Consider the following 23,338-nt stretch of genomic DNA (forward strand, 5'->3'; position numbering starts at 1 on the left):
CTTTTTTATTTCATGCGCCGCAGACCAGGGCACTTTTGCTTTTCATTTTCCACCTAATTGTCATAATCTTTACAAAAAAACTTCATCCAATCGATTATAATTGGAAATGGATGGATGAATGTGAAGTTATTCACAATTAAAAAGGAGGAGTCCACATATGAGTTATCATCATTTATTAGGAAGCGGCAAAATAGGGAATGTAACGTTGAAAAACAGAATTGTCATGCCGGGGATGTGTACCAATTTGGCTGGTCCTACCGGTGAGATCACTGATCACCAAATTCGTTATTATGAAGAAAGGGCCAAAGGGGGAACCGGGTTAATCATTACGGAGTTTACCAGTATTGATTATGAATTAGGAAAGGGTGCCGTAAACCAGTTAAGAATAGATGAGGATCGCTTTGTCCCGGGATTTCATCGTTTGGCGAATGCCGTACATAAATATGGGGCCAAAATCTTTGTACAGCTGCACCATGCAGGAAGAGAATCCAATTCCATGTTGACGGGTGGTAAACAAATTGTTGCTCCGAGTCCAGTGACATGTGATGCAATCGGGGAAGAACCAAGAGAATTAACTACCATAGAAGTAAAAGACTTGATTCAAAAATTTATTATGGGTGCCTATCGATGTAAGCTTGCCGGAATGGACGGTGTGGAACTTCATGGTGCACACGGCTACTTGATTAACCAATTCTTAAGCCCTTATACCAATTTACGGACCGATGAATATGGTGGTAACTTTGAAAACAGAATGAGATTTTTAGAGGAGATCGTCCAAGGGATCAAACAAATATGTGATGAAGATTTCCCTGTCACCGTACGATTAAGTGTAGATGAATTTGATGAACATGGAATCGATGTGGAGGAAAGTAAAAAAATTAGCCGTTATTTAGAAAAGATCGGTGTGGACGGGCTGCATGCAAGTGCAGGCAACTATAATTCTATGGATAAAGTAATCGAATCACCCTTATTTGAGCAGGGGTGGAGAGTCTATCTAGCAGAAGCAATTAAACAAGAGGTGCATATCCCAGTGATTTCGGTTGGGGCCATTCGCGAACCCCAATTTGTTGAGTCCATATTAGTAGATGGAAAAGCAGACTTTGTTGCTATTGGACGAGGCCTACTTGCAGATCCGGAATGGGTTCGTAAGGTAGCAGAGGGAAGAGAAAAAGAAATTAGGATGTGTATTTCCTGTTTACGCTGTGCCTATTCAACTGCACAGATTGAGTGTTCAATCAACGTAAGAGCAGGACGGGAACTGGAGTTTGATGAGTTTAAGAGGATTGAGGAAAAACGTAGAGTTGTAATCGTTGGTGGCGGCCCAGGAGGAATGGAGGCTGCAAGGGTGCTGTCATTAAGAGGATACGAGGTAACCTTGTTTGAAAAGGACCATAGACTTGGTGGACAGTTGAATCAAGTAACCGAGCCGGTGTATAGAAAGAAAATGAATTGGTACATTGATTACTTCGTCAATGAAATGGAACGGTTAAAAGTGGATATCCGACTAAATACGGAGGCTACTATTGAAGAGGTGGAATCATTACATCCATATGCTGTTATCCTGGCAACGGGAGGTCAACCATTTATTCCTCAAATCGAGGGACACGATCTAGCGAATGTATGTCATTATAAAGAGGTAAAAATGGAGCAAAGACAATTTAATCGTCAACATATTGCTGTTTTAGGCAGTGGAATGGTTTGTCAAAGTACCGCTCGTAGACTTGCAGAAGAAGGGAACCAAATCACTTTCATTGAAGTACCTACTAAGTCAGGAAAGAAAATAAGTCCAGCAACACGCAAACGGCTGTTCAATCGATTAGAATTATTGGATGTTACGATCATGACAGGTCATAAAGTAAAGAAAATTGTTCCGAATGGTCTTATTCTCGAAGAGAAAGATTCAGGAAGACAGACAGAAGTAGACGTTGATCAGGTTGTCATTGCCATGGGGGTAATGCCTTATAATCCGTTAGAAGCATCATTTAAAAAACAGTTCGACAATGTCTTTGTAATAGGTGATTCAGCAGGTTATATTTCCATCGCTGATGCCACTAGAGGTGGGTTTGAAACGGCATTTAATCTTGAATCATTGGTTACAAGAATGAAGAGGGAGGTAGTAGAGACCTTCTAATTTATTACATGCTTATAGCTAATATATATGATCAAACGGCTCAGTATGGGACTGAGCTGTTTGTTTTTTTTCGAAAAGAACACAACATATTTATTTGAAGTTGTGCTAATATGGCAATACTAGATTTAGAGAATGGGGTGGATATAAAAATGAAAATAAGTCAATTAATTGCGAACAATATTAATCGTTTAGATGCTAGCTTGCCGGAAGACCAATCGCTCGGCATTGCGGGTTTGTCTGGATCTGGTAAAACAACTTTTTGTCAAACCATTGGGGAGGAATCCAAGAAGCGGCTTGTTTCCTTGTTACCCAAGGCTGACTATCAGTATTTATTTCCTGATATTATGGAAACCAATTTCAGTGCTATTCATATGGAAGAGATGCCATTAGTCCTTTTTCTGGGGAGATCATCCATATCCTCTAATCCACGTTCGACTATTGGTACACATACCGGCGTGTTTACAGAAATCCGCGAACGACTCGCTGATAAATACAATCTTTCTCCGGAAGTCTTTTCATTTAATAATGAATTAGGCTGGTGTCCTAAGTGTAAAGGGCGCGGTACTAACAGTAATGTCGAATGCCCTAAGTGTAATGGAAGGCGTTATAACGAAAATGTCCAGCAATATACATATGATTTATTTGGTAAACCACATAACATAGCAGATCTTAACAACTTAAGTATGGAAACCATTCTCTCGTTATCAGAGGATTTACAGATTAGTGAAGAAAAACAGCATATACTTAAAAATATTATCAATATGAATATAGGCTACTTAACATTAAACAGGATTATGGGTACGTTGTCAGGTGGAGAATTAACGCGGCTTTACCTCGCAGAATTCATGGCTGTAAGTGAAAATACGGTTATTATCATTGATGAAATATCAGTCGGGATTGATCACGATACATTACTGAAAATTTTAGAACAAATTAAACAATTAGGCTACAAGAATCAAATTTGGCTGATTGACCATTCTGACACAGTGCTCGATACAACGGATAAAAAGATATTCTTTGGACCTGGCAGTGGTAAATATGGCGGAAAAATCGTGGATGTATCACCGCGGCCACAGCCAATATACTCAGAACGAAATGAGGAAGTACCACTAGATTTCTATCATTTTCAGGATTTATATTGCCGCAATATTCAAATGGCCGAAATAGACATACCCAAAAATAGACTTGTAACGATTACTGGAGAGTCTGGATGCGGTAAATCAACTCTTGTCAACAAATGTATTGCCGAAGATTTTCAGAAGCGGTACAAAAAAGATAAACTGGTAATGGTGGGTCAAGATCGAAACCAGTCGATTACGAGTCGGTCAACCGTTGCGACTTTTCTTGATATTAAAAAGAAGCTCACAAAATATAGTGAAGATATTGATGATATTTTCGATCGTTCCATTGAAGACATCATTGAGGAACTTCCAAATGAAGATATCGCACATAAACGTTTGAGCTTATTGATCAAACTTGGATTAGGATATTTGACGTTAAATAGAAAGACGCAAACATTATCGACGGGTGAATTTCAATGCGTGCATTTAGTCTCAGAACTATTTGCAAATTCTAGAAATCCTCATACACTTTTCATTTTTGACGAGCCGTCAAAAGGTTTATCACAAAATATTTTAAATCAATTCATCGATAGTATCAGGGGGATTTTACAGGATAAATCCGTTTCTATCATGATGATTGAACATAATGCCTATATGCTGGAGAGTTCTGATTTTATCATTGATTTTGGTAAAAGAAAGAATGAGCCTGTCACACATCTTGATGTTGTTAGCCATCAAGAATATGTTGAGACTAATAACAGGGAAGATACGGCTGCCCAAACGCCTATTTCGTCTACACTCCATTCACAACATGGCATTACTTATTTAAAAGAAAATCATATCGACTATTTTAAACAGGCAGAAAATATCTATAAGGGCGGTATTTTAAAAAGCTTATCATCAATGGCTCGGTTGATTTACGGTGAATACGATTCTACTAAAATTTCGCCAGTCGTTGCCATTGATTTTGAAAGGCATTTGTATAGTCAATATAGTTTCCTATATGAAATGGGCGGCTTGATTAACCATATTATTGCGTCCCATCCAACCAATAAAGATACGAAAAGCTTTGATTTCTATTCGAAGGACAATCATTGTCCGTCATGCTCAGGACGCCTTAAAATTGAAATATTTGATAAAGATCTTGTGATTCAAGATAAGAATACGCCTTTCTGGGATGGTCTATTCTATCCGGAAATAATGGACGTATTAAAATTTTATCAATACGCAAAATTAGAATTTCTATTTGAAGAAATTAAGAATGAACTCGGGCATGACCTGACAAAAAGCTATAATGAGATGTCAGAAGAAGAGAAGCATACATTTTGGTACGGGTATTTTGAAAAGTCATTTTATGATAAGGATGGAAAGGCACGTCGAACATGGGTAGGTTTTAATACCATCCTTGGTATGTATATTGTCGTGTCAAAATCCATCATTAAAGAGAAAATGAAAGCTTCCAAAGAAAAAATCACCTGTCCGGTTTGTGAGGGGACGGTTTTAAACCACCATAAACCGCTAAAATTTGGAGATACAGATATTCGGGAACTGATTAATCTGCCGCTTGACCAAGTAGTGAAAATAGTAGGTGACCTACCTGCGCTCGTCAAACTGAAATCGATTGTCGGCGGCGATATGATTTTGACAGAAGATGTCTCATTACTGCCTAGAAAAACACAAGTCGCACTGAAGATGTTTGAGCTAGAACAAGCAAGCTTTACGGGGTATGAAATGGTATTACAAAATGTCTTACCATTCTGGGATACACTCAAAGACAAGATTGAATCGATTAGCAGCCATAATCAAGTGACCATCTGTGATTTTCCTGCAATCAATGAAACAAGAGAAGCAATCATCGATCAGTATTTCACCAATGGAAAATACAAAAAGCTAACCTATGTTTATGAAGCGTTTGGCTACAAAAAATTAGTTACCGAAATAAATAAAATAAAAAAAAGCCAGCCATGTCCATTTTGTAAAGGAAAGAAAGTGATATCAGAAGACAATTTGCATGATGGCGTGTTTAAATTAACCATTCCATGTGTAAGTTGTTATGCAACCGGCATCAATGCTGAGGGCCTTATAGAACTGGTCGAAGGCGTACAAGTAAAAACATGGTTAACTGGAACAGTAAAGGATGTTGTGGATGAACCCTTATATACTGAGGCAGTCGCAAATATTCCTATTTTTAATCGAATTCGTGAGTTAAATAAACGAGATATGATGTCCGTTTATCAATGCCTTGAGCAAAATAACTAAATTGCCATGGGGACAGTTCTGTTGGATCAAAAAGGCCACCAGAACTGTCCCCAAGGTTTAGGAGTGGTGAAATTGTCACGTGTGTTATTTATTAATGCCGGTTCAGAAGGGCATATCAATCCAACTATTGGGGTTGTAGAAGAGCTTATTTCGCGTGGCGAAGAGGTAGTGTACTTTACAATAGAGGCCTTTCGAGAGCGAATTAAGAAGACGGGAGCTATTGTACGAACATTGGATGGTCAAAAGTTTATTAAAGCCTTTATCTTAGGTGGGAGAAATAATTTACTCGAAAGGATCAATGGTCTTCTATTTACGGCAGATATTGTCATTCCTAGCGTGCTGGATCAAATCAAAGGAGAACAATTTGATTATATTATCCACGATTCCATGTTTGGCTGCGGCCGATTACTAGCCCAAATCCTCCAGCTTCCGGCCATCAATTCGTGTACTTCCTTTGCGCAGACAAAAGCACAATTCGATACCATGTTCGAACCGCTTTCTAAAAAAATCCCTGCGGAAACATTTGCTGAATACCAAAGATTGAAGGCAAGGGTGGAGGAGAAATATGGCATTGAAATCCATTCTCCTTACGAAGTCTATTGTAATCCGGCACCACTTACAATCGTTTATACAACGAGAGAGTTTCAACCTGGCGGAGAAGATTTTGACAGTACGTACAAATTTGTTGGACCGTCCATCTCTCCACGGTTAACGGAAGGAAACTCCAATTTCCCAGCAATCAAAGGAAAAAGGCCAATTTATATTTCACTCGGCACGGTTTTCAACCAGGCCATTCCTTTTTATAAGCTTTGTTTCGCAGCACTTGGGAACACAGATCAAACCGTTATCATGTCTATTGGAGAAAAAGTGCGACTTTCTGATTTAGGAGAAATCCCTACAAACTTCATTGTGAAACATTATGTTGCGCAAACTGAGGTACTGAAACATACAAAATTATTTATTACACATGGTGGTATGAACAGTGTTCATGAAGGTCTCTATTACGGGGTTCCACTCATTGTTATCCCGCAAAGCGCAGACCAGCCGGTCATTGCCGAGCAAGTTGCCCGTATCGGGGCAGGTATTCAATTGCAAATGGAGAGCTTGACGGCAAAACAGCTGAGTGAAGCAGTAGAGTATATGTTAGACCAGCCATCTTTCCATAAAACGGTTACAAATATTAGGGATTCTTTGCAAAAAACGAGTGGATATCAGCAGGCTGTTGATGAGATTTTCGAAGCTAAAGGCCGATTTGAAATCTAATTGTTCAACAAAACGTGAACACAAAAATACGTAATTACTAGCTCGAACAACACAAAAATTTTTGATAGAGCAACCATGCTTATAGAAGGAATAGAGGGTGAAGATTTGTACAAATTAGTGGCAATTGATGTTGATGGGACTTTATTTAATGATCGGAAGGAAATTACGAAGGAGGTAAATGAGGCAATTCAAGCCGCAAAAGCAAAAGGGGTGAAGGTCGTTGTTTGCACAGGGAGGCCAATCGTCGGGGCCCAGCCTATCATTGAGGAATTGAAATTAACAGATGAAGATGAATATGTGATTACCTTTAATGGTGCACTTGTGCAAAATACGCATACGAATGAAGTTATTTCTGAAATTTCCTTATCATACCAAGATTTAAAAGTGTTATATGAATTGAGTTTAAAGCTTCATTCACCGATGCACTTTTTTGACTCAAAAAATGTCTACACACCGAATAAAGACATTAACCAGTACACGGTATATGAATCTCATATCAATCAAATTCCCCTTCATTATCGGACGATAGAAGAAATACCCGCAGACTTTTTGATTCCAAAGGTTATGTTTATTGACGAACCGGAACACTTAAACAAAATCATTTCGAACATTCCGGATTCATTTAAGGAACAATTTACATGGGTCAAAAGTGCACCGTACTTTTTAGAAATTCTTCATCCCAGCGTCAGTAAAGGGAATGCAGTCAAACAACTAGCGGAAAAACTTTCAATTAAAAGAGAAGAAGTGATTTGCATCGGCGATGGCGAAAATGATTTAAGTATGGTGGAATATGCCGGCTGTGGTGTAGCAATGGGCAATGCGGTACCAAGCGTAAAAAAGGTTGCAGAGTTTCAAACATTTTCTAATAATGAAAACGGCGTGGCATATGCCATCGAAAAACTGATATTAAACAAATAAATTTTGCCTCAGATGAGCAGGTTTCCCTGTTGCGCTGCCGAAAGAGAATACGATAGATGATTTATGGCAATAGTTAATCTATGTAAATATAGGAGGTAATCATGGGCAGATTAGTACATTTTGAAATTCATGTGAATGACATGGATAGAGCCAAGAAATTTTATGGAGAAGTATTTGGATGGACGTTTCAAGATTGGAGTGAGTATGCTGGCATGCCTTACTTCGGGGCAGTGACTGGCGATGAAAGTGAACTTGGGATCAATGGTGCTTTGATGCAGCGTCAAAGTGCTCCGCCAGAACCGAACCAACCTTTAAATGGATTTGCTTGTACCATGGGAGTGGAAAATTACGATGTAACGGAAGCAAAGATCATAGAGAATGGCGGAAAGGTCGCAATGGCCAAATATGCTCTACCTGGCATGGCGTGGCAAGGATATTTTATTGATCCTGAAGGCAATATCTTTGGGATTCATCAACCAGATGAGAATGCAAAATAGAATCCATGATAGATGACCTAAAGCATATGAGTAAGATGTAGAATAGTTGTGTATAAGATAAAGAAAGGCAATCCGCCTTTCTTTATTTTTACGTTCTTTCATTGCAGTTGGAAAAATCTATTGGTTTTATGAAGAAAAGGTCGAGCGGATTTCGACATTCTTTTTTTAAAATTTCCTGGGAAAAATCAAATGATAAAAGGACTTTCCTTGTTTTTAATCAAATGTTTAATTGAAAGGAAAATATAGGTGTTCTTGTCGAAAGGTAAGGAATGGGCCATAAGGGGCTGCTATTCGTCATGATTTTCGCATGAAAGGAACAATCCAGCCCCAATTTTTGACATCATTTTCAGTTCCCTTATGGGTGAATTCCCTCATTCGTAAGCTTAGCCAACGTTTTAATCAAACATTTGATTAGTTTATTTTTATTTAACCAATCGTTTGATTAGTCATGCTAACCACGAAGGTATAATAAGCTTTTTTTATAAAAACTGTTGAGAAATTTGTTGGAAAATAGATGCAATCAAAAGGAGGAAGAGATTATTAGGGTTCCCTTCCTCCAATTACTTCCATTATCCTTTTTGATGCTTCTTTGAGCATTTCCCCACAGAATGAAATCTGTTCTTCACTAATTTTTGAAGCAAAGCCGATACAGGCAATAACCATTTTTATCTCGCCGTTATGGTCAAAGATAGGTGCTGCAACACCAACAATACCCGGTGTATGTTCTTCATAGCTTACTGCATACCCTTTTTGTTTCACCTCATTTAAACTTTCCTGAAATATTTCAAAATCTGTAATGGAACTATCGGTAAATTGTTTAAAATTAACCTTTTGAATCATTTCTCTCGTTCGTTCTGCCTCAAGAAACGCTAAGTAGCACTTACCAAAAGAGGCACTGGTTACAGGGAAATGCTGTCCTATTTTTACTGTCACCTGAACAGGGTCATCCGGCGAATCAAGTTCCTCCTTGGCAACATACATTAATCGATCATTGGATAAAGGTTCAAGCAAAACACTTGTTAGCCTTGTTTGTTCGCATACGGACTTGAGGTATGGTTTAGCAAGCCTAAGGTAATCGATAAACTCTGAAGCCCTAGTGCCTAAGACGAGAAGATATGGCCCAAGATTATACTGTTTAGAATCCTCATTGTATGAAACATAGCGATAATGAATGAATAATTTTAGAATTCTATGACAGGTACTCTTATTGATAGATAAATTCTTAGCGATTTGTGACAGGGAACGTTCCTTACTTTTATAACGACTTAAATATTCCAGAATTTTAATGGAAGCCTCTAGAGCAGGAACCTCTGATTTTTCCTTTTCATTTTGTTTTTGCATGAGCAAGCTCCTATTCATCATTCCTGTACACCTTACAGGTTTAAGTTGGGTTAAATTATAAGTTTCACCCTACTATTTGTCAATATTGATAATTTTCCGAAAATTCAATTGACTAACAAAGGAGATGGATAGTATTATTGTTCCAAGTGGGGAATCTCGTTCCTTATGTGGGATGAAATGATAAAAAGAAGGCCTCATTCCTAAATGGCCATGTGTATGAGGAGGATGGAAAGTGAGAAATGTTGTCATTATTGATGCTGTACGTACTGCTGTGGGGCGAATTGGAGGCAGCTTGAAGGATATTGAAGTAGATTTCCTTGCTGCAAAAGTCATCGAAGGACTTGTAGCACGAACAGGAATGAACAAAAATGAAGTTGAAGAGGTCATTATGGGACAGACCAAACAAAGTGCGGATTCTCCTAATCTAGCCCGAGTAGCTCTTTTGCGCGCCGGGCTGCCAGTTGAGGTCCCGGGTTATACCGTTCAAAGACAATGCGGTTCAGCACTTCAGGCCATTAATAATGCAGCCTTGCAAATTATGAGTGGGATGTCAGATGTAATCATAGCCGGCGGGGCCGAATCGATGAGCACAGCCCCCTATTATATTCGAAAAGCACGCTATGGATACGGTTCAGGAAATGGAGAAATTGTTGATCCTAATACGGAAAGCCAACCACGCTCACAGCCAATTGAAATCTATGGGAATCTCACAATGGGATATACAGCGGAAAATTTAGCCGTACAGTATAAAATATCGAGAAGGGAACAGGATGAATTTGCCTTTCGCAGTCAGGAACTTGCACAAAAAGCAATCCAGAATGAGCGGTTCCGAAAGGAAATTGTTCCTTATGAAGTTAAGCAACGAAAAGAAGTAAAAGTTTTCGAAATCGATGAGCACCCGAGATTAACCAGTCTGGAAAAGATGGCGAATTTGAAACCGGTGTTTAAAGAAAATGGTACAGTAACTGCGGGTAATAGCAGTGGGCGCAACGATGGGGCTTCTGCTGTTTTAATGATGTCGGAGGTCGCTGCACACAAATATGGCCTTAAACCAAAAGCAAAAATTATTGCTCAGGCTGTTTCGGGGGTTTCTCCTGAAATTATGGGGATTGGTCCGGTTCAGTCTACGAAGAAAGCGTTATCCATGGCAGGTCTCTCTTTAAATGATATGGGTTTAATTGAACTGAATGAAGCCTTTGCGGCGCAGGCGCTTGCTGTAATAAAGGAACTAAATTTGAATTTGGAAAGGGTTAATGTCAATGGCGGGGCCATTGCATTAGGTCATCCTCTTGGAGCCACAGGTGCCATTCTAATGACAAAATTAGTGCACGAAATGGAACGAAGAGAAGAAAAGTATGGGTTAGTTACTCTTTGCATTGGAGGAGGGCAAGGGATTACAACGATTGTGGAAAATATGCGAATTTAATGGGCTTTTTTGGAAGCAATTTTCCGTATGCGGGGTAAAGCAAATAAAATATAGAAAGGAAGTGAAGATTATGGATTTTCTTTTATCGGAAGATATCCTATCTTTAAAACAAAGCATTCGGGATTTTGTTGATAGTGAAGTGGAACCACTTGCCATGGAAATTGAAGAAAAGGATGAAATTCCTGAGAAGATTATGAACATGTCTAAGGAAATAGGCTTGTTTGGATTAAGCATCCCGGAAGAATACGGCGGAACGGGAATCGGAATGGTTGGCAAGTGTGCGATCTACGAGGAATTAGGCAGAACACATAATGGGTATACCACCGTCATCGGTGGCCATACAGGGATCGGTTCTGTTGGGATCGTAGAGATGGGAAATGAGGAACAAAGGCGAAAATATTTGCCCGCTATGGCCAGAGGGGAAATGATCGGTGCCTTTGCTTTGACAGAACCTAGTGCAGGCTCCCATGCATCGAATTTGAAAACAACCGCGGTAAGAAAAGGAGATAAATATGTCTTAAATGGGAGCAAGCATTACATTACAAACGCGCCTATCGCGAGTGTCTTTACGGTTATGGCTGTAACAGATCCATCGAAGGGAGCAAAGGGAATTACCTCTTTTATCGTAGAGAAAGACTTTCCTGGGTTCATAATTGGTAAAAACGAAAAGAAAATGGGTCTGCACGGATCCCATTCCGCAGAAATTTTCTTTGAAGATTGTGAAGTTCCTATAGAAAATGTACTTGGTCAAGAGGGACAAGGGTATGTCAACGCATTGAAAATTCTTGCCAATGGTCGAGCCGGGCTTGCAGCAAGAAACCTGGGTTCTTGTGATAAGCTTTTAGAGATGTCTATTAATCATGCAAATACACGAATTCAGTTTGATAAACCGATCTTTGAACAACAAATTATTCAACATTATTTGGCGGACATGGCTCTTGATATAGAAGCCTTAAGAAGTATGACCTACCGAGTTGCCTGGATGGTCGACCAAGAGATGAAGGTCATAAAGGAAGCGGCCATGGTAAAACTGTTCGGTTCCGAGGTTTATAATCGTGTTGCCGATAAAGCCGTACAGATTCACGGAGGAATGGGTTATATTGCTGAATACCCTGTGGAACGTTTTTACCGTGATGCAAGAATAACCAAGATTTATGAAGGAACATCCGAGATTCAAAAAAATATCATTGCAGCGCAACTAAAACGGGAATATCTTTAGATTTTATAAGAAATAAGCTCCTTAAGGAAAATAGTAAAGAGTTTACTTGAGAGGTGTAAACACTATAAAACACATAGGAAAACGCACTTGAATTCACAATATAATCACAGTGCACTTTTTATTGATATATCAGCATTATGGCGAATTTTAATTTCTTATTGTTTCCCAATTCACCTAGTAAATCACAAGGTATGAAATTATTTTTGGAAGGTGTGTGAATTTTTTTGTGATTTAGTATGTGGATTATAATTGAATAACCAGTTATTTAATATAGGCGGAGGTTTTCAGGTTATTTATCAAACTAGCTTTAGTATCTAATGTACATGAACAACTTACAGAGCAGTTTCTCGAAAAAGGAAAATGTTAAAAAAGGCTTTGAGATATATGCATCTTAAAGCCTTTTTGACTTTGCAATATACAGTGAATTGTGTTGCGAAATTTATGTGATTTGTTATGTTTAGGTTTATTATGGAAAAAATAAATTCCGAGAAAATGGGAACTGCAAGTTATTTCATATCGGCCCAATCTACTAAACCTCGAACAGTAACAGGCACTTAAATTACTATTTTCCTTTTTGAAAATCCCGTAATAACTAAACATGTAATAAACGCAACGGTTGTCACGATAATAGCGAATACGATTCCAAACGCCCTCATAAATATATCTTCACCTTGATAAGACGGTTTTAGGGTTACAAACATGTAAATGAAAATAATCGTTAAGACAATATAAAAACTGCTGCCAAGGACTGCCATTTTCAAACGATTTCTACTTGACCCGTGCCATGCTTTATTGATTAATATCCATAAAAAGATACTACCAGCTACTGCCAAGAACATTACAAGTAAATGGATATATGGAATCATGAAATACGTGGAAATATAGAGCACAAGACATGTTGAAAAAAAGAGAACTCCATTCATTACGAATAAGAATATGCCCGTTACAAAATGATTTTGAAACCATTTTGTACTTCGTAACTTCCGCACTAGTTTGTTGTTATCACCAAAGGTACCTATGATGGAATTCTTGAAGAATATCACAAGGATCACACCAACAAGCCCAATTAATAAAATTGATGTCATAACAATCACCTCTTTAAGTCAGTTTCTACTCCAATTTGTACCACACCGCTAGTTCGACTTCGTTAATCGTCAGTTGCGTATACATAGGGATATTATATATATAGTATTTCTATGTATAAGATTAAACAAAGATAATCGAATAGATTAAAAGTGAAGTCCCAAATAGGCAGTTTTTCGATTGACTACATTGCAAATTAAACAAATTCCATTTCAGCAATTGAATTTGATGCGGCTGATCTTCCTTTTTCGATTGACTGGTTTCAAAACTCTTCAAGCATAGTATTTTGTTACCAACATAAATGTACATATAGAAAATAGAAAAGAACTGTAAATCCCTTGATAATAAAGGGTTTCTTAGTTACCAACATTAATGTCTGTGAACAGAGGTATCCTTCCTGAGTTATCCAAGCTGACGGCGATGACCCATGAAGAGCTAATCACGTTGGAACCGTCAATGATCATCCTGGATGAATTTCACGCTGCGGGGCAGAAAAATGGGGAAGAGCGGTCATGTGTTTTTGGGGCAGGATATTAAGGATTGGATAGACAAATATACTAAAAGAAAATGAATAAACCTTGATTGGCATTTAGCCTTTCAAGGTTTATTAAGATTATGGTTATAAATGAATATAAGTGAACCTAATGTGGGGAAATCATCCATTAATATTACTTCTTAGGATGGTTCTTATTTAATGATAAGAATATCCTTTTAACTGTTTAGATTAAGTTAACAATTGTGCTTAAACGATTAGTAATTTATTCATCATAATCTATATCTCGGTTAAATATCATATCGGCATCATCAATAATTCCTCCTTGGTATCCTCGAAAATCATCTTCATCGAAATCATGATCATAATCATAGTCTGGTTCTGGATTAATTTTTTTTGATATATTTTCTCAGCACCATACTGAAGCAAAGAATTAATTTGCATATCCAAATTTTGTTCTTCTGAACTCATATGACCATATTGTAAATTATTAGGCAGACCCTCTTACCTAAATTCATACTGAATTTCCAAATTTTAGTTTATTGCTATTAGGTTTATGATAAGATAATAGTGTAGTATAAAACTTTTGGATAGGGGTGAAAAATTATTGTTGATAGAATTTATTTAACAAAACTTTCCTTTATGTCGACTGCAACTACTGAGTGTTCAGCGGTAATGTAATTCCTCAAAAGGCCCTAATTATTACCAATATTAACAAACCCACCTTCATGAGATTTCTACTTAAATACTATTAACAGTTTAAGTCAAATTCAATAACATTAACAAGTTTGGAAAATTTTAGATAAACATCTAAGGTAGCAATTAGGTCTTAATTTCATGATAGGGGTGAGGTGAGGAACGATAATATTGTTATTCAACTTTTAAAAAGGGAGAGGAAGGATTTGAAAGCTATGAAAATTAATACGGTGATTTGTACGATTTTGTTATTAATTGCTTCTACGGTATATTCCTCCACAATAGTGGCTGCCAAAGGATATCAAAAAGAAGTAGTTGTGTTTGAAAAAAAAGAAATAAGTGATGAAGAAGTTCTACTTTCTAGGGCATCAGAAGGAATTACTGATAATCCTCAGATTGAGAAGAGATTAGAATCATTAGTTACTGTAACGAACGAGGGCGGAACCATGATTCCGTTATCTAAATCAGATTTAAAAAGTACTACTGAAAGCCTTAAAAGAATTGTAAATGCTAACGGTGAAGTAGTGGATAGTTATGTAACTACATTTTTTAGAGAAGTCTCAATTAATCCAAACGCAGGTGAGGTGGGTATTTTTGCTGATCATGGAGGGGGTGAATTAGACTCCACTTTATCAGTTTATTCGTATTCTCGTCTATATTATAACATTACCACAATTAATGGGAAGCAACATTATGGTTTAACTAAAGTAACAGGTTATTGGACATTACAAGATGTTGGAACTGGGATTAAAAATACAAAGGTTAGAATTGGGCAAACAGGTTTATCTGAAGCTGGTGGCGATAGAAATAGTGCTCAATATAGGGATTATTCAACAGGAACCTCCTTTACTATAACTCCCCCACAAACCTGGCTGCCAATATTCCGAGGGACAGGTAGCAAAATAGGTGCATACCAAACATGTACAATTACGGAGGGTTCCCAATCATGGAACGTAGGTTTTACTCATAATTTGTGGTAACCGTTTACAAAGAATAAGTTATTGGAAAAACGACTTATTCTTTTCAGTATATTTTGTTACCTCGGATTCGCAAATTTTACCATAAGCTATAACGAAGAGGTGATATGATGAAAGCGTCAAAATTTATTGGATTATTATTTTGTGTTTCCACTTTTATGTTATTGGTTGGATGCAATCAAAAAGTCCTCAGTTTTACAGGGGAAAGCGAAAATTGGATTGGTTTGTACAAAACACAGATTTCAGAGGATAGCGAAGATGGTGCTTATGTTGTAAAATACAAAGGAGAAAATCCGGAGAAAATAAAAGTACTAAATATTGTAATTAATGATGGAGAACGCGATTTTAATGGTGATGGAAAGGCATTAGATGAAAATAATGAACTATCTTTTCCCAAAAAATGTACTGATTGTTTAACAACAAGAGAAGACAAGGAAATGATAATTGACATAAAGTGGGATGGTCATCATGAAAATATTACTCTGGAAAAAAAGGATTAATATAGCTTTCTAAACAAATTCCATTTATACGGTATAGCGTTCAAAGGAATATAATAGCTAAATCTTTTGAAATCTGGGGGGAAATAAAAGTGTATAAAAAAGTGAAGTTATCTATCCTAAGTTTTATTATAGCACTATGTACATTTGCTCCATCTACTTTTGCTGCTGAAGGTTCTGAGTTAGAAAATAAAGAAGTAATTATCTTTGAAGCGCAAGAAATTAAAGATAATAATGCTCTTCTTTCAAGAGCGAAAGAAGGAGTTACTGATAATCTTGAATTAGATAAAAACATGAACACCCTAATGGAAGTTAAAGATAAGAATGGAAAAAAGGTTAATCTCTCCAAAAAAGATGTCCAAATTACATCACAAAAGCTTAAAGCTGTAAAAAAGGGAACAAAAGTTGTAGAAAGTTATGTTACAACAGTTTTTAGTGAGGCTACGTTTGAAAAGTCAAATGGAAATATTTCCATTTTAGGTTACGATACAGGAAAAGGAGGATTAGATTCAACTCTTTCAGTTTACTCTTATTCAAGGGTTTATTATGAGATCGTAAAAGGTGGATCGGGAAATATTAATCACTATGATATAACGAAGGCAACTGGATACTGGACATTACAAGATGTTTCAACAGGTATCAAAAATACAAATGTAACTCTCCAACAATGGGGGACGTCAACTATCGGCGGAGTCCATACTGTTAACAATTCTAAGAAATTTGATGTGGGCACTTCTTTTAGTGTTGTAGCCGATGCTAAGTGGGAACCAGTATCAAGGGCGACAGGAACAGTAGTTAATGCAGTCATGCGCTGCACTATAACGGAGGGATCTAGTTCGTGGAATGTAATTTTTATAAATAGTGTTATTTAAATGAAAGAGTAGAGCCGGCACGATAAATCAAATAACCTCTTGTATATTGATGAAAAAGAAATTAAAGAAAAAATTAAGCCCTGAGCTTTCTACTCAACGTAGAAAACTCAGGGCTTTTGCTTCCAAAAATACCTTAGCAATATCCTAGTTTTGCCGGCTAAACCCCTAGAAATATCAATTATCTGTCTAATTCCAAGTGAAATAGAAGAAATTAGACGTTTGCAACACTTTCTTCAAGGGGTGTAAACGATAAACTAGAATTAACAGTTTTCCACAAATAAGAGTGGTTCTTACGAGGATTTGGTGAAAGACTTTTTTAATGCTAGATTGATATAATTAAAGGAAAAGGAGTGAGAAAAATGTCCTCTGTTCCTTGGTCCTCCCCAGATCCTGATTTAGAAATGATGTACATTTACCCTACAGACGAATCCTTACTAATAACGTTAAAAAGCAATCGAACATCTTCCGCCTGCCCATTCTGCTCAAAGAAAAGTTCCCGCATCCATAGTCACTATACACGTAAAGTACAGGATCTCCCCATCGGTGAAAAATCTTGTGAACTGTTAATACTTTCTAGAAGATGGTTTTGTGATAACCCAGATTGCACTGACAAAATTTTTACTGAGCGATTCGATTGGCTCTCATCAAATGGTAGGCGAACTAAAAGGACAGAACAAGTTTTACGAAAGATGGCCTTTTTAACAAGTTGCCTCTCAGCTGAAAAATTAGCCAAGTCAGCTCATATCCCGGTGAGCCACGATACCCTATTAGCTTTGATACACCATACTGTTATTGAATCAGAGGTGTCACCCTTTCGTGGGTCTTGATGACTTTGCATTTTGCAAAGGTCATACTTATGGAACACTCGTATGTGATCTCCAATCTAAAGCTCCCTTAGCGCTCTTACCAAATCGTTTACCTGAAACAGTTACTAGTTGGCTAAAGAAGTATCCTTTTATTGAACTAGTTAGTCGAGATGGTTTTACAGGTTTCCGTCAAGGAATTAAAAATGCAAGCAATACAATTACCCAGATTTATGATCGATGGCATTTTATTAGGAATGCTAAGAAGCAGCTAGATTCCTTTCTTGCCACTATCATGCCAGCTTCAATCAAATGGAGCATCCCTGAATCACATCCCACAGAAATTCCACTAACTCGAGCAGAACAACCCAATAAGAATCGTCAAAATAAAAAGTGGGAACTGATTCAAGATATTCAAATTGCACATAAAAAGGGGAAAAATATTTCAAGACTTGCCAGGGAATATAACTTGGACAGAAGAACCATCTATCAATATTTAAACATGAAGGAACCTCCAGTATTTCATCGTTTCCGAAATAGACCAACGGATAAGTATTATGAGCAAATTATTAAGCTTGAGCAAGAAGGAAATACGGTAAAAGAAATATACTCTTCTATTCAAAATCAAGGTTATACGGGCACTTTTTCAGGTGTACGTTCAATAGTGAAAGGTTCCGAAAGGAACGTAAATTTGGTCTTTCAAAAGAGGACAAAATACTTATTTCTAGAAAAAAACTATGCTCATGGATGTGGAGACTAGAAGAAAATCTGGAGATGGAAGAGATAGCTTCCTTAAATAAATGTTTTGAATTTTATCCGCTTGTAAAAGAACTTTATAACACAATCCAAACCTACCGTGGAGCCATTCAAACGAAGAATCTAGACATCTTCCTACAATGGATTAGAGAACAATTATCTTCTGAGAAAAATCCCTTTTATTATTATGCTCTACGACTCCTAAGTGACTTACAAGCAGTAAAAAATGCTTTAATATCCCCATTCAGTAATGGATTACTTGAGGGACAAATAAATCGACTGAAGACAATAAAGCGGGTTACCTACGGTCGGGCTGGGCTGGCAATATTGGAGAAACGGGTGCTCTATAGATTATAAATATTATTGTAAAATAACAAAATAAAATTTTGTTACTAGCCACGTCTTTTTTCATCAAGATAGCGTAAGAACCATTATAGTCTAGCAGTTACACCTTCACCAGTTTGGCGTAAGAACCATTTTTATGATGCCATAAACAATTTCTTTCACAGATATTTACCGGAAGAAGTGATGATGAAAATAGTAGGTAGGTTACTAACTGCTTGTGTATGGGACGAGGAAGAGGATTTAGATTTTGATGAGCTTGTCCGTGGGGCAATTGAGATTATAGACGAACAATTAGAAGATAAACGATTTAGATAGAATCAGCAGCCATTGAAATTAGGATAAAACCATTTCAATGGCTGTTCCCCCTTTTACAGTGGCTCTCTCCTCCGCATTCACTGGCTCTGTTGACCGCAAAAAGTGGCTCAAAACTCCGCACAGCCGGCTCATTCTGCCCGCAATACTCAGTTGAATATTCTCCAACAATCGTAATTTCAATATTAATGTTGTTCATGATGATGTTCCTTTCAGGATAATTTCAATTTCTATTATAAGGAAACTTAATATTGATTACACCAGATGCTCAGCTTCCCCTTTTCAGCATTACATCAGCCAATTTATGGACAATAGATTCCGTCAATTTCTACGGCTAATATATATCGCCAACGAAAGTGACTGTTACAAATTAAAAAAATCACCGCCATAGTCGGTTCCGAATCTACCGACAAACAGGGTGATTAATAACATGATAGTGAGCCTATCGATGGAGATCCATTTAAAAAGTTGTTTTTAGTACATCACATTAGTGCACAGCGAGGGTTCGCTGACGCTGTAAAGTACCCCAATAATAATAATAATAATAATAATAATAATAATAATAGAGTTCTTCTTAGCCTTAATAACCGACTGACTCGCTATAAATTTATTTTATTAAATCTGTATTTGTTAATTTATTCTTGATTTTTTTATAGATATCAACTATTTTTTGATTTTCAGTAACTATTGCTTGATCTTTTATATCTTTATAGGTTAATGCTTGATTTGATAGAACTACTTTAGAAATTCCAGAACCCTTTAATTCAAACTTACCATAATATGTCGAGACAGGTATAAATGTTATAGATTCTTCACTTTTATAATTATAGTTCTCAGGTGCCTTTAAATGGTTTAAAAAAAGAATATATTCATGATTATCTTGCATAATATTATAACCATTTTGAATAAAATAAGTATCAAAGTTAAAATAACTAGGTTCAAAAACATATATTTTCTCTGGCAAATTAGTTACAAGAGATTTATTTTCTAGTACGTTATTAATTTTAAACTCTGTTTTGATAGCAGCGCTATACTCCTTGCGCTGTCCATCTATAGTTCCGGTAACTATTAAATCAGATTCGTTAACTAACTCAGTATAATTTTTTATTCCATTATTAAAATAGTTTATTTGAGGTTTTTCTTCATGTAGAGAAACATTGGCATTTTTAAATTCATTAGAATTCAAAGTAATTTTAGTTTCTTTAAACGAGTTTTTTGTTTTAATCCCAAATATTATTGCTGTTACAATAAGTAAAATACTAATAAAATATATAATTTTTATAGTCCTGTTCATTTGACAAACTCCTTTTAATCTTTGCTTATCAATTTTCCATCCTTCATTTTAAAAGATTGTTCTACTAAATTATCAATATCCTCTTTATTATGACTTGCTATTAATATTGTAGCACCTCTTTTGTTTTCCTCTAATATAATGGTTCTTATGAGTTTTATCCCATCCTCATCTAAAGCGTTTGTAGGTTCATCTAGAATAAGAAGGTTAGGAGATTCCATAATTGCTTGCGCCACAGCTAATCTTTGTTTCATTCCTAAAGAATACTTTTTAAATATCCTTAGATCATCATTTTTCAAACCAACTCTTTCTAAACTCAGTTTAATTTCCGAATCGCCAATTTGCCCTTTAATTGTTGATAACAATTTTAAATTTTCAAAACCCGTAAGATGATCCCAAAAACCTGGAGATTCAATAATCACTCCTAAATCCCTAGGGAAAGAAATATCTTTATGAAGAGTTTCATTGTTAATTTTAATTGTCCCTTTAGATGGTTTAATTAGTCCACATATTGCTCTAAATAGCATAGTTTTACCCGAACCATTACTTCCTATAAAACCATATATTTTTCCTTTTTCTAGACTTATATTTATATCATTTAATACAACTTGACCACGAATCGTTTTAGAATAGTTATGAATTTCAATAAAACTCATGATATCAGCTCCTAGTTTTCTAAAAATTTTACCTACTGGCAAAATTTATTTTGATCCCTTACTAAATAATATCCATTTTATTTATTTTCCTCATAGAAAAAGACATGATTATTAAATAGAATATGAAATAATATGAAAAAGTAAAATTAAGCTTAAACCCCTCTAAATAATCAATATGTATTAAATTTTGAAAATCATGTACTAAGTATAAATTATGCCAACTTATAAAAGATTGGGAAGTTGGCAACCATTTGATAAACTTTATATGCGATCGGGAAAATTCAAATATTAGCCCTGAAAACATAATCAAAAATAAAGTTAAAGATAGTACTGCAACATACGAATATGAAATTTTAAAATATAATGAAAGCATATTTATGAAAAGAAGTAGTAAGTAACTTCCAAAAACCTGAATAAGCAATACAATTAAAATTATTAATACATTTTTTGTAATAATTTCTATATTATTTAATGATCCAACGAGAATTGTTATCAAAAAATTTATTAAGTAAAATAAAAAAACATTTATGAATAAATAGTTTGATTGATTAAAAAACCATTTTATTCGTTTATTTGTTCTTGTAAAAGTGTAGATAATCTTGTTTTGTAAATTATTATAAATAGAACCTCCTAAGAGATATATCAGTAATAATTGAGGAGAAATCCATATAATTACCGGAATTAATTGCTTAATTGATGATGGGTCTAAGTAGCCATAGGAAAAAACTATTAAATGACTTGAGTTGAGATTAGGAATATTATATTTTGTTAACTCCGAAATATTGAATAATGAAATAAATAAACTAACTAATACAATAAGAGGAATAGATTTAAATATTTTATTACCTGTTACTATTTTCAAATTCATACTTAATTTCTCCAATAAATATCTTTTTTCTTAACAACATATGCATTTAAAAGCATTATTAAAATTAATAGTAATAATAAATATAATATAATTGTTAGGTAATCAGAACCTTTAGTGTTGTTTAGAAACATATAATCCAAAAGGCCAAATATTTCCTTATAAAAGAAGCCCTTAATAAAAGAAGGGATGATTAGAAGTAAATAGGTTAATACACTGGACATAGTTTTATTATTTGTTATGTATTTTAAAGTGAAAAAAAATGTTCCAATTGTAAGAAATCCTAGAATTTGAAATAACACTCCAACCACACAGAATATTAGAAATTGAAACGTAATATAACGTAATTGTCCATTAACTATTAGTGAGAAAAGAAAAATGTAATTTATTGAAATAACAAATAAGAATATTATAATAAAAAGAGCTTTATACTTTTCTATCCACCAGTTTCTTAACAAGTAATATTTAAGTAATAATATATCATTGTCATATGGTGATAGTATATCCAGTATCAAAAATACAAATATAGGTGCTATTATTATTAATAAAAAGCCATTATTAAAATTAAGATGATATATGTTAAATAAGTTATTTTCCCCAACACCTGAATTTGTTGAAAAATAAAATAGAACAAACAAAAAACCCCCAATTACTATGAATGTTCTCTTCGAATTTTTCGAATAATTATTCAGTAAATATTTAAATAATGGTGTCACCATTTTTAATCATCCTTCAATTTATTAATTCTTGATCAATACCTTTCTTTAAAAGGTATATAGATATAGCCAAAATAAATATAATCCAAAGTAATAATTGTGAGATCGTACCTATATGAGTAGTGTCGAGTTGGTAAGTTAATGTTAATTTATCAAATCCTAAAAATGCTAGTAATAGATTAATACACACATAAAAAAGAAAAGATAAAAACAACCCAACAATCTTATTTTTGGATAAACATAAAAAATAAATCCCCAATGTAAGGATGGAAAATAAGCCTCCAAATAAACTCAATATAAATACAGATATAACATTAAATAAAAAAGGTGATTCCAATCTTAATATTTCTAAAAAATATCCATTTTTATAATTTTGCACACCGATATCATATGCAGGTAGCGCACCTACATTATCAAAACCTGTAGAAGGGAAAGTTATAGCTGACAATATCAAGTTTATAAATAAGCTAATAAAAATAACCGCAAAAGTTAAGGAGAAAATTGTAATTGCTTTATAAGTTATATACTTTGATTTATTTACTTTTGTAATTATAGTTTTTAATACACCGTTATGATAATCGGTATAAAAAGAATCGGAATAGATCAGTGAAGAAAGAAGAGGTAAGATAAAAATTAAAGTAGCTTTTACTGATCCTGCGTACACACCTTGGAAAAGGCTGCTTTCCGCTGAAGATCTAACAAATTTTAAGTCAAGTCCATAAAAGGATAAACATTCTATAACAAACGCGGAAATGGAAATAATTAACATCAACAAAAAGGTTATATGAATATCCTTCCTCTTTAAACAAGATTGTATTTCTGCTTTTAAAACGTTCATAATGTAAACCTCCCAGAGTGAAA

General features: G+C 35.4%; 20 protein-coding genes. 15 read left to right on the top strand and 5 right to left on the bottom strand.

The annotated features are described in order from the left end of the window. Positions 1–157 precede the first annotated feature (157 nt). From RCG19_RS11880 to RCG19_RS11900, 5 genes are all read left to right on the top strand, one after another. Positions 158–2,131 (top strand): oxidoreductase, encoded by a 1,974-nt coding sequence (locus RCG19_RS11880; RefSeq protein ID WP_308107299.1) that lies wholly within the window; start codon positions 158–160, stop codon positions 2,129–2,131. A 149-nt stretch (positions 2,132–2,280) separates the two neighbouring features. Next, on the top strand, positions 2,281–5,451 hold the full coding sequence (locus tag RCG19_RS11885) for an ATP-binding cassette domain-containing protein (protein WP_308107300.1): 3,171 nt from the start codon (positions 2,281–2,283) through the stop codon (positions 5,449–5,451). A gap of 72 nt (positions 5,452–5,523) precedes the next feature. Continuing rightward, complete coding sequence (locus RCG19_RS11890; protein WP_308107301.1) at positions 5,524–6,714, top strand: macrolide family glycosyltransferase; 1,191 nt, start codon at positions 5,524–5,526, stop codon at positions 6,712–6,714. Between the two features lie 105 nt (positions 6,715–6,819). Then, positions 6,820–7,632, top strand: coding sequence for a sugar-phosphatase (gene yidA / locus RCG19_RS11895; protein ID WP_308107302.1), 813 nt, complete (start codon positions 6,820–6,822; stop codon positions 7,630–7,632). A gap of 101 nt (positions 7,633–7,733) precedes the next feature. Next, positions 7,734–8,129 carry a VOC family protein gene (locus tag RCG19_RS11900; protein ID WP_166243516.1) on the top strand — a complete coding sequence of 132 codons (396 nt, stop codon included), beginning with the start codon at positions 7,734–7,736 and terminating at the stop codon, positions 8,127–8,129. A gap of 540 nt (positions 8,130–8,669) precedes the next feature. On the opposite strand, the gene RCG19_RS11905 is transcribed toward RCG19_RS11900, so the two are convergent. Beyond that, positions 8,670–9,470, bottom strand: a complete 801-nt coding sequence (locus tag RCG19_RS11905) for an IclR family transcriptional regulator (protein ID WP_308107303.1) — start codon at positions 9,468–9,470, stop codon at positions 8,670–8,672. A gap of 232 nt (positions 9,471–9,702) precedes the next feature. On the opposite strand from RCG19_RS11905, the gene RCG19_RS11910 reads away from it, so the two are divergent. Both RCG19_RS11910 and RCG19_RS11915 read left to right on the top strand, forming a co-directional pair. Next, positions 9,703–10,896, top strand: coding sequence for a thiolase family protein (locus RCG19_RS11910; RefSeq protein ID WP_308107304.1), 1,194 nt, complete (start codon positions 9,703–9,705; stop codon positions 10,894–10,896). A 70-nt stretch (positions 10,897–10,966) separates the two neighbouring features. Continuing rightward, positions 10,967–12,115: an acyl-CoA dehydrogenase family protein gene (locus RCG19_RS11915; protein ID WP_308107305.1), complete on the top strand. Its 1,149-nt coding sequence runs from the start codon at positions 10,967–10,969 to the stop codon at positions 12,113–12,115. Positions 12,116–12,669: 554 nt separating this feature from the next. Here RCG19_RS11915 and RCG19_RS11920 read toward each other — a convergent pair. Next, the gene (locus tag RCG19_RS11920) at positions 12,670–13,200 is read right to left on the bottom strand and encodes a hypothetical protein (RefSeq protein WP_308107306.1); all 531 of its coding nucleotides are present in this window, start codon (positions 13,198–13,200) and stop codon (positions 12,670–12,672) included. A gap of 370 nt (positions 13,201–13,570) precedes the next feature. Here RCG19_RS11920 and RCG19_RS11925 point away from each other — a divergent pair, with 370 nt between their 5' ends. From RCG19_RS11925 to RCG19_RS11960, 8 genes are all read left to right on the top strand, one after another. Then, on the top strand, positions 13,571–13,735 hold the full coding sequence (locus RCG19_RS11925) for a hypothetical protein (protein WP_308107307.1): 165 nt from the start codon (positions 13,571–13,573) through the stop codon (positions 13,733–13,735). Positions 13,736–14,593: 858 nt separating this feature from the next. Next, positions 14,594–15,367: a hypothetical protein gene (locus tag RCG19_RS11930; protein ID WP_308107308.1), complete on the top strand. Its 774-nt coding sequence runs from the start codon at positions 14,594–14,596 to the stop codon at positions 15,365–15,367. Between the two features lie 107 nt (positions 15,368–15,474). Beyond that, a complete protein-coding gene (locus RCG19_RS11935) occupies positions 15,475–15,864 on the top strand; it encodes a hypothetical protein (RefSeq protein WP_308107309.1) in 390 nt (129 codons plus the stop codon). Positions 15,865–15,953: 89 nt separating this feature from the next. Beyond that, positions 15,954–16,733 carry a hypothetical protein gene (locus RCG19_RS11940; protein ID WP_308107310.1) on the top strand — a complete coding sequence of 260 codons (780 nt, stop codon included), beginning with the start codon at positions 15,954–15,956 and terminating at the stop codon, positions 16,731–16,733. A gap of 404 nt (positions 16,734–17,137) precedes the next feature. Further along, on the top strand, positions 17,138–17,560 hold the full coding sequence (locus tag RCG19_RS11945; protein WP_308110980.1) for a transposase family protein: 423 nt from the start codon (positions 17,138–17,140) through the stop codon (positions 17,558–17,560). Continuing rightward, a complete protein-coding gene (locus RCG19_RS11950) occupies positions 17,550–18,296 on the top strand; it encodes a transposase (RefSeq protein ID WP_308107311.1) in 747 nt (248 codons plus the stop codon). The genes RCG19_RS11945 and RCG19_RS11950 overlap by 11 nt, the downstream gene beginning before the upstream one ends. A gap of 14 nt (positions 18,297–18,310) precedes the next feature. Next, entirely contained in the window at positions 18,311–18,649 is a 339-nt protein-coding gene (locus tag RCG19_RS11955; protein ID WP_308107312.1) for a transposase, read from the top strand. A gap of 174 nt (positions 18,650–18,823) precedes the next feature. Beyond that, the gene (locus RCG19_RS11960; RefSeq protein ID WP_308107313.1) at positions 18,824–18,952 is read left to right on the top strand and encodes a hypothetical protein; all 129 of its coding nucleotides are present in this window, start codon (positions 18,824–18,826) and stop codon (positions 18,950–18,952) included. A 604-nt stretch (positions 18,953–19,556) separates the two neighbouring features. On the opposite strand, the gene RCG19_RS11965 is transcribed toward RCG19_RS11960, so the two are convergent. From RCG19_RS11965 to RCG19_RS11975, 3 genes are all read right to left on the bottom strand, one after another. Further along, entirely contained in the window at positions 19,557–20,243 is a 687-nt protein-coding gene (locus RCG19_RS11965) for a hypothetical protein (protein WP_308107314.1), read from the bottom strand. 14 nt (positions 20,244–20,257) lie between these two features. Further along, positions 20,258–20,896 carry an ATP-binding cassette domain-containing protein gene (locus tag RCG19_RS11970; protein ID WP_308107315.1) on the bottom strand — a complete coding sequence of 213 codons (639 nt, stop codon included), beginning with the start codon at positions 20,894–20,896 and terminating at the stop codon, positions 20,258–20,260. Between the two features lie 1,597 nt (positions 20,897–22,493). Then, positions 22,494–23,315 carry a hypothetical protein gene (locus RCG19_RS11975; RefSeq protein ID WP_308107316.1) on the bottom strand — a complete coding sequence of 274 codons (822 nt, stop codon included), beginning with the start codon at positions 23,313–23,315 and terminating at the stop codon, positions 22,494–22,496. Positions 23,316–23,338: the final 23 nt, after the last annotated feature.

Source organism: Neobacillus sp. OS1-2, assembly GCF_030915505.1.
Taxonomy (GTDB): domain Bacteria; phylum Bacillota; class Bacilli; order Bacillales; family Cytobacillaceae; genus Neobacillus.

Coding starts and splice junctions, on each gene's coding strand:
- RCG19_RS11880 (WP_308107299.1), top strand. CDS start 158: ATGAGTTATCATCATTTATTAGGAAGCGGCAAAATAGGGAATGTAACG.
- RCG19_RS11885 (WP_308107300.1), top strand. CDS start 2,281: ATGAAAATAAGTCAATTAATTGCGAACAATATTAATCGTTTAGATGCT.
- RCG19_RS11900 (WP_166243516.1), top strand. CDS start 7,734: ATGGGCAGATTAGTACATTTTGAAATTCATGTGAATGACATGGATAGA.
- RCG19_RS11905 (WP_308107303.1), bottom strand. CDS start 9,470: ATGCAAAAACAAAATGAAAAGGAAAAATCAGAGGTTCCTGCTCTAGAG.
- RCG19_RS11915 (WP_308107305.1), top strand. CDS start 10,967: ATGGATTTTCTTTTATCGGAAGATATCCTATCTTTAAAACAAAGCATT.
- RCG19_RS11920 (WP_308107306.1), bottom strand. CDS start 13,200: ATGACATCAATTTTATTAATTGGGCTTGTTGGTGTGATCCTTGTGATA.
- RCG19_RS11925 (WP_308107307.1), top strand. CDS start 13,571: ATGTCTGTGAACAGAGGTATCCTTCCTGAGTTATCCAAGCTGACGGCG.
- RCG19_RS11935 (WP_308107309.1), top strand. CDS start 15,475: ATGAAAGCGTCAAAATTTATTGGATTATTATTTTGTGTTTCCACTTTT.
- RCG19_RS11945 (WP_308110980.1), top strand. CDS start 17,138: ATGTACATTTACCCTACAGACGAATCCTTACTAATAACGTTAAAAAGC.
- RCG19_RS11955 (WP_308107312.1), top strand. CDS start 18,311: ATGGAAGAGATAGCTTCCTTAAATAAATGTTTTGAATTTTATCCGCTT.
- RCG19_RS11960 (WP_308107313.1), top strand. CDS start 18,824: ATGAAAATAGTAGGTAGGTTACTAACTGCTTGTGTATGGGACGAGGAA.
- RCG19_RS11965 (WP_308107314.1), bottom strand. CDS start 20,243: ATGAACAGGACTATAAAAATTATATATTTTATTAGTATTTTACTTATT.
- RCG19_RS11970 (WP_308107315.1), bottom strand. CDS start 20,896: ATGAGTTTTATTGAAATTCATAACTATTCTAAAACGATTCGTGGTCAA.
- RCG19_RS11975 (WP_308107316.1), bottom strand. CDS start 23,315: ATGAACGTTTTAAAAGCAGAAATACAATCTTGTTTAAAGAGGAAGGAT.